Genomic DNA, 703 nt, shown 5'->3' on the forward strand with positions numbered 1-703 from the left:
CGTACTGATGGGTTTGGTGGCCATGGTTTTAGTAGTGATTGGTGCAGGAGGGGTGTCGGCACTTCAGTCATTTATTGTGATCACCGCGGTGCCCGTTTCGTTAATTTTGTTGACCTCGCTCTGGGTCGCGCCCAGAATGACTCGCGAATTACTAGCAGAGCGCTAAGTGCAATAGAGTCTATGGGTCAATCGGCGAGAATATGGGTAGATGCTGATGCGTGCCCGAAAGCATTGCGTGAGATAATTTTGAAGGCCGCAAAGCGGGTCGCTATCAAAGCAATTTTTGTGGCTAATCATAATTTGGGTATACCTATTACAAGCTATTCGGCCTTTGTTCAGGTCAGCAGCGGTTTTGATGTGGCCGACGACTACATTGCCGAGCAAATCTCTGCCGGCGATCTGCTGATCAGTAACGATATCCCTTTGGCTGATCAAGCCATTACCGCTGGCGCTTTGGTGATTAACATGCGCGGCGAAGAGCTCACTCAAGCCAACATTAAAAGTCGCCTGAATCTGCGTGATTTCATGGATACGATGCGAAGCTCAGGTGTTCAAACTGGCGGACCTCCTCCCCTGTCACAGCGTGATCGCGCTAACTTCGCTAATGCGTTGGACCGTTTTTTGACAAGGCTGTGACGAACCTTTTGTCACTAAATTTTCATTACTGTGTCGCGGAATTGACATAAGTTCAAAAGACACTATT

At 48.5% G+C, this 703-nt stretch carries 1 protein-coding gene; it reads left to right on the plus strand.

The window, feature by feature from the left end; translation table 11 throughout:
* Positions 1–180: 180 nt before the first annotated feature.
* Positions 181–636 (plus strand): YaiI/YqxD family protein, encoded by a 456-nt coding sequence (locus tag ACTF5Z_RS10725; protein ID WP_423850060.1) that lies wholly within the window; start codon positions 181–183, stop codon positions 634–636.
* Positions 637–703: the final 67 nt, after the last annotated feature.

Source organism: Aequoribacter sp. (assembly GCF_965659035.1).
GTDB lineage: Bacteria > Pseudomonadota > Gammaproteobacteria > Pseudomonadales > Halieaceae > Aequoribacter.

Bases quoted from the DNA above. Each gene is read 5' to 3' on its own strand.
- ACTF5Z_RS10725 (WP_423850060.1), top strand. From the start codon at position 181: ATGGGTCAATCGGCGAGAATATGGGTAGATGCTGATGCGTGCCCGAAA.